5 protein-coding genes are annotated in these 6,595 nt (G+C 56.8%); all 5 read left to right on the top strand.

What is annotated here, in order from left to right:
• The first annotated feature begins 38 nt into the window (after nucleotides 1–38).
• The 5 genes from GOX53_RS25095 to GOX53_RS25115 are packed head-to-tail and all read left to right on the top strand — an operon-like array spanning nucleotide 39 to nucleotide 5,761.
• A complete protein-coding gene (locus GOX53_RS25095; protein WP_171181269.1) occupies nucleotides 39–929 on the top strand; it encodes a dioxygenase in 891 nt (296 codons plus the stop codon).
• Nucleotides 930–936: 7 nt separating this feature from the next.
• Nucleotides 937–2,001 carry a maleylacetate reductase gene (locus GOX53_RS25100; protein ID WP_171181271.1) on the top strand — a complete coding sequence of 355 codons (1,065 nt, stop codon included), beginning with the start codon at nucleotides 937–939 and terminating at the stop codon, nucleotides 1,999–2,001.
• Nucleotides 2,002–2,037: 36 nt separating this feature from the next.
• Nucleotides 2,038–3,099 carry a C4-dicarboxylate TRAP transporter substrate-binding protein gene (locus GOX53_RS25105; protein WP_171181272.1) on the top strand — a complete coding sequence of 354 codons (1,062 nt, stop codon included), beginning with the start codon at nucleotides 2,038–2,040 and terminating at the stop codon, nucleotides 3,097–3,099.
• A 1-nt stretch (nucleotide 3,100) separates the two neighbouring features.
• Complete coding sequence (locus tag GOX53_RS25110) at nucleotides 3,101–5,164, top strand: TRAP transporter large permease subunit (protein WP_171181274.1); 2,064 nt, start codon at nucleotides 3,101–3,103, stop codon at nucleotides 5,162–5,164.
• Nucleotides 5,165–5,167: 3 nt separating this feature from the next.
• Entirely contained in the window at nucleotides 5,168–5,761 is a 594-nt protein-coding gene (locus GOX53_RS25115; RefSeq protein ID WP_171181276.1) for a malonic semialdehyde reductase, read from the top strand.
• Nucleotides 5,762–6,595: the final 834 nt, after the last annotated feature.

Raw genomic sequence — 6,595 nt, forward strand, 5'->3', positions numbered from 1 at the left:
TTTGTGAAACCGTGAACGTCGCAAAGGGGTTGGAGATCATGCAGGACATCAACGAAATAGCCTATTTTTCGGAAGAAAACTCCGCGAGTACGGTTATCGACCGTATGAAAGATGCCCCAAACGAGCGGCTGAAAGAAGTGATGACATCGGTCATTTTGCACCTTCACGCCGTCATCAAGGAAACCGAGCCAACGATGGCCGAATGGGAACAGGCCATCGGCTTTCTGACCGCCACCGGGCAGATCTGTGATGACAAGCGCCAGGAATGGATCTTGTTATCGGACGTGCTCGGCATCTCCATGCTGGTTGATGAAATCAACAATCGGCGCGCAACAGGTGCGACCGAGAACACAGTACTGGGTCCGTTTCACGTGCAGGGGGTTCCTCATCGCGAAATGGGCGACAGCATATCCGATGATGGCAAGGGCGAACCGATGTTCGTCCATGGCCGGGTGCTGGACACAAACGGCGACCCGGTCGATGGTGCGATGATCGACGCATGGCAAGCCAGCCATGACGGCTTTTACGACAATCAGCAACCTGACGTTCAGCCCGAGCATAATTTGCGCGGGATTTTCACCACGGGACCGGACGGCAAGTATTGGTACAAGGCGATCAAACCCGCCTATTACGGTATCCCGAATGATGGCCCGGTCGGCCAGATGCTCACTGGCCTCGGGCGGTCGGACGTACGTCCGGCGCATCTTCACTACATCATCGGCAAGGAAGGTTATGATCTTGTCACGACGCATATTTTTGACGGCGACGACGCGAACCTGAGCACCGATCCCGTATTCGGCGTTCGCGCGAGCCTGATCAACAAGTTCAATCACGTGGACGATCCACAGCGCGCCAAAGACCTGGGCATGCCCAACCCGTTCTGGGAGGTCGAAACGGATTTCATCCTGAACCCGGCCAAAGGAAGCTAAATCGCCGATGACTCTTGCATTCGAATATACCGGAAGCCCTGCGAAAATTGTCTTCGGCAGCGGATCGCGCGGACGCGTGCGTGAAATGATGGACGATCTTGGCTGCAAGCGCGCCTTGGTTTTGGCCACGCCGTTTCAGAAGCCCGATGCGGAATCGCTTGCAGAAGATCTCGGTGGTCTGAGTACCGGCGTCTTCGCCAATGCAACGATGCATACGCCCACCGATGTCACAGAACAGGCTATGGTCGTCCTTGAAGAGGCAGATGCGGATTGTGTCGTGTCACTTGGTGGCGGATCGACCACCGGCCTGGGCAAGGCCATCGCATATCGCACCGATCTGCCGCAGATTGTTATCCCCACTTCCTATGCCGGTTCAGAAGTCACGCCAATTCTTGGCCAGACCGAAGGTGGAACGAAAACGACGCTTAGCAGCCCACGTGCGCTGCCGGAAGTGGTGCTCTACGATCCAGATCTGACTGTTGGTTTGCCGGTTGGTATGAGCGTGACCAGCGGGCTCAACGCCATCGCGCATGCGGCGGAAGCACTCTACGCAAAGGACCGCAATCCTGTTTCCACATTAATGGCTTCTGACGGTATTCGAGCGCTCGTCGATGCCTTGCCAAAGATCGTCGAAAACCCGAGCGACATGGAGGCGCGCGGCAATGCGCTTTACGGCACATGGCTTTGCGGTTCGGTCCTGGGCACGGTTGGCATGGCGCTCCACCACAAGCTTTGCCACACGTTGGGCGGTGCGTTTGATTTGCCACACGCGGACACTCACACAGTGATCCTGCCGCACGCGGTGGCCTTTAACGCTGCCGAAGTCCCGGAACTCTTGGCGCCGATCGCCGACGCGCTTGGACACGAGATGCCGGGGCTTGGCCTTCATGAATTCGCGAAATCCCTTGGCGCCCCAACGACATTAATAGAGTTGGGAATGCCCGAGGACGGCATCGACCACGCCGCGGATCTGGCGATGGCCAATCCGTACTGGAACCCAAGAAAACTGGAACGCCCGCTGGTCCGCAGGTTGATCGAAAAGGCGTTCCACGGGCTGCCGCCTGCGCGCTGAGCAGACCGAACGCAAAACAGGGAGGATAAGATGAAGATGAACCGCAGACAATTTGGACTTGGCGCGGCGGCCAGCGCGGTTGCACTGACCTCGGCCTCAAAGGCATTGGCCGCAAACAAAATCCGACTGACGATTGCCTCAAGCCACCCAGCAACATTGCCCTGGGTCGGCACCATGAAAGACCTTGTTGTGCCGGAGAGCAACGCGCGCCTGGAAGCGGCCGGTTCTGAAACTCGTATCGACTGGACCGAAAGCTACGGTGGGTCGCTTTACAAGTTCGACAAGACTTTGGAGGCCGTCGGCGACGGCATCACGGATCTCGGTTGGGTCGGCACGCTTTGGGAAGAAAGCAAAATGCCGCTCCAGAACATCTCGTTCTATACACCGTTCGTTTCCGACGATCTGCCCGCGATGCTGGGGCTGGTGAACCGCCTCCATGGCGAGATGCCGGCGCTAAGTGACGCCTGGGACCGCCAGAAATCAGTCTTTCTCGGCGCGTCAGGGATCGAGACCTATCACCTGTTGACCAAGGAACCGCTGGATGACTTCGCCGGTCTTGACGGCAAAAAGATCATTGCCGCGGGCACGGTAGGCAACTGGCTCAAGGGCACAGGTGCAGTACCGGTCAACGCCGGTCTACCAAATTTCTATAACATGCTGAAAACCGGCGTTGCCGATGGTGTTTTGATCGCCTTTTCGGGCGCATTCCCGTTCAAGCTCTTTGAAGTTGCGCCATATATCACCAAGGTTGGCATAGGCGCGCAGATGACCGGCGGTCTTGCAGCGAACAAGCGTGTCTGGCGGAAATTGCCGGAAGACGTGCAGGGCATATTGCGTGGCCTGGGTGCTGAATACTCTGCCCGACATGCTGGCATTCTAATGAGCGTCGCCGACAAATTTGAGGGCATGATGGCCGAGGCAGGCGCAACCATCACGACTCTGCCTGATGAAGAGCGGCAAAAATGGATCGACGCGCTGCCCGATCTTGCCGCGGATTGGCGTGATAATTCCGGTCCTGGCGCGGGCGATGTCCTGAGCGCCTATCTATCGGGCATGGAAGAGCTGGGCTACGCCTCTCCGCGCGTTTGGGGCGGCTGAGTTGCGACCCGTTCTGAAACAGACATTTGCGGTGCTGGGCATAGCGCCGCAAACTTACCCGTCGGCGTTTTCTCCGAACCTCTGGTGGAAAGGTCCGCCGCCGGTTCACATGCTGGGCTCTTTCGGGCGCGGATTAAACGTGATTGGCGCGCTCTGGACGACAGCCCTGATGTTGCTGATCTGTGCAGATGTCGCGATGCGCTGGCTTTACAACGCGCCGCTGCCGCGCGTGCCCGAGTTTGTGGGCCACTCCATCGCCGCGATTGTTTTTTTGCAGATCACCGCAGCAATTCGGTCGCGTAGGCTGACGCGTGCCGATGTCATCATCGACTTTCTGATGATCCGATTTCCGTTCAGCGGCTCGATTTTCAACGCGCTTTTCCATCTGGCCGGCGCCGGTGTGATGGCGCTATTGGCTTACGGGCTGATCCCGGACGCTTTGGAGGCCTATGAATACGATGATTATTTTGGCCAGCAGGGCGAAATAATTATCTACGTTTGGCCGTTTCGCGCCGTCATGGCGCTTTGTGCAATCCTGGCGGCATTCGAGTTTCTCATTCAGGTGGGCGATTACGTTCGAAAAGCGATCGTCGACGAGCCCGATCATTTCGATGCACGAAAAGGCAGGCCCAAGGGTTGGTTTGCCATTGCTGGGCTGGTCATTGTCTCTGCTGTTGGCTTCTCGCTTCTGGATGTTGATGCCAGCGGTGTTTGGATAGCAGCGGTGCTGGTCGCTGCGATGCTGTTCCTGATCCTTGTCGGAATGCAGATTTCGATCGTAATGATCCTGCTATCGTTCATTGGCGCATGGTTTCTGCGCGGCGATTTCGAGAGCGCGGTCAACCTGCTGAAGATCGCCGCATCCGGCGCGATCCAGGACCAGCTTTACGGGGTTGTGCCGCTCTTTGTGTTGATGGGCATGCTGGTGAATGTCGGCAACATCGGCCGCGATACATTCGAGGTCTGCCAATGGGCGCTTCAGAAGGTTTTGGGGGGCCTGGGCGTGGCGACGGTTATCGCAAATGCGGTCTTCGCGGCGGTCACAGGGGTATCGATCGCCTCGGCGGTCGTCTTCACCCGCGTCTCGGTGCCGCCGATGCTGGAATATGGATATACCGCGCGATTTGCCGTGGGCACTGTTGCGGGTTCGTCCGTGCTGGGGATGCTGATCCCCCCATCGCTCCTGTTGATCGTCTATGGCATCGTCGCTGAAGTGTCGGTCGGAGCGCTTTTCAACGCGGCAATCTTTCCGGGCATTCTGCTGTCCGGTCTCTTCTGTCTGATGATCATCGGCATGGCGAAGTTCACGCCGCAATTCGTGGGCAAGCTGCATAAACCCGACACAAGCCATCTGCCCAAATACTGGACCCGCCATCCGCCGCATACCGAAACCGCGCGCTCGGCCTTTCTTAAGGCAGCACCCATCAGTGTCCTGATACTGGCGGTCATCGGTGGCATTTACGGCGGTATTTTCACGCCCACCGAGGCGGGGGCCGTTGGCGCCTTCCTTTCGCTGATCATCGTCTGCGTGAAAACCCTCTTCGAACCGGAATTGCTCACATTCAGAAAATTTTGGAAGATCCTGATGGACACGGGCCATGTTTCGGTCTCGATCCTCTTCCTCATCGTCGGCGCGAATATGTACACGCGAATGATCGCCCTGAGCGGCATGCCAAATTCGGTCATCGACATCATCCTCAGCGCCGAGTTCGGCTTCTATGGGATTCTGCTGATCTACCTGCTCATCGTACTCGTGATGGGCATGGTGCTGGACAGCGTATCGATCATGCTGATCACTTTGCCGCTAATTTTGCCGACAATGGTGGCATTCAACACCGACCTGATCTGGTTCGGCATCGTGACCGTGGTCGCTGTTGAGGTCGGATTGCTGACACCCCCGCTCGGTTTAACGGTGTACGTGGTTAAGGCAGCGCTTGGAAACACCAATGTCACTCTGGCCGAAATCTTTAAAGGCGCGTTTCCCTATGTGATCGGCATGATCGCAATCATCGCGCTGCTCGTCGCCTTTCCGGGGCTCACCGAAATCACAAGACAAAGGTTCTGATCCATGGACTTCGCCATAGACGAAAACGCACGCAAGAGGCTCTTTACCGATGCTCGAACAGCGAACCTCTTTCTGAATAAACCGGTCGACCCCCAGCTGCTGACGGAGATCTACGAACTGATGAAATGGGGGCCGACCTCGATGAACGGCTGCCCGGCGAGGATCGCATTCGTTACAACACCCGAAGCCAAGGAACGCATCATGCCAGCCTTGGTGGACGGCAATATCAAGCGGGTCAGATCGGCGCCGGTTGTCGCGATCATCGGAATGGACATGGAGTTCTATCACTACCTCCCCACGATGTACCCGCCTGCACCCGAAAACAAAAAGATATTCGAGAACAGCGAAATAGCGGCGCAAATGACGGCTTTGCGCAATTCGACGCTGCAAGGAGCGTATTTCATCATGGCAGCGCGGGCGGCAGGATTGGACTGCGGGCCAATGTCTGGGTTTGACAATGTTTACATCGACCAGGAGTTCTTCGCGGGGACTCACGTAAAGTCGAACTTTCTCTGCACGCTCGGCTACGCGGACCCAAGCCGTCACTACCCACGCGGTCCGCGTTTCAAGTTTGAATCGGTTTGTCAGGTGCTCTAGCACGGCATAGAACCATTCTATTGGTCATATTTCAGAACGCCAATCGTTGCGGAGAGTTCACGACTATGGATCCATCAATTGGCCGCAGTCTCCGCGTTTGGATTATTGAATTCGACCGCAGGGAGCTGATTGGTCAGTTTCAACCCACTCTGCCTTCCGCGAATAGTTGGGCCAGGGAGTATCGCTGTGTTGCCGGGTTTTCGTCACCACAAACGCGGAAATTTCGTTGCCATTTGGTCTTGCACTCGCCGCGATAGCGGGCTGGCCAGCCCGCTATTTTCGCTCCAATCATCACTCAGCAAAAGTTCTGTATGGACTCTAAAATAGATGTCTGGGTTCAATAACCGCTTCGACGCACTGGCTGCATCGCGGCAACAAAGCTCGCCGCAGCTTCGAGCGATTGCTGCATTAGCGATAGCCGCGAACGGAAAAGTTAGATTGGTCCGCGTCTTTGCAGGCCCGACGGATCGCAGAAAAAGGTCGCCATGAGATCGAGGCACTTTGGATGGGCTCAATGACCGCTCTGGCGAAACGGGCTGAGCCGCAGCAAAGGGCCTGCCGCGAGCGCGAGAAAACCCTGCATGAACAATGGCTACGACCGCAATAGTAGGGCCCGTCCCGCGACCTGTGAATTCGCCGTTTCAGAATCTCTGCGCCATGCACGAATGGCCGGAAACCGCACAGCACTGCATCACGGTTTTTTGCGCCTGCGCAGAAAATTCGACGCTGCGAGCGCACGCAGCGTAAAATCAACACTTCTGGTTTGGGCTCTCTGCCACTGACCTTCCCCCGCGATCAGGGCCGGTTTGATCTGGAATCTTCCGGTTGGGTGTC

Source organism: Ruegeria sp. HKCCD8929 (assembly GCF_013031405.1).
Classification (GTDB): Bacteria; Pseudomonadota; Alphaproteobacteria; order Rhodobacterales; family Rhodobacteraceae; genus Ruegeria.

What these genes read in the sequence shown, in the direction of transcription:
- GOX53_RS25115 (WP_171181276.1), top strand. Translation starts at nt 5,168, where the DNA reads ATGGACTTCGCCATAGACGAAAACGCACGCAAGAGGCTCTTTACCGAT.
- GOX53_RS25095 (WP_171181269.1), top strand. Translation starts at nt 39, where the DNA reads ATGCAGGACATCAACGAAATAGCCTATTTTTCGGAAGAAAACTCCGCG.
- GOX53_RS25100 (WP_171181271.1), top strand. Translation starts at nt 937, where the DNA reads ATGACTCTTGCATTCGAATATACCGGAAGCCCTGCGAAAATTGTCTTC.
- GOX53_RS25105 (WP_171181272.1), top strand. Translation starts at nt 2,038, where the DNA reads ATGAACCGCAGACAATTTGGACTTGGCGCGGCGGCCAGCGCGGTTGCA.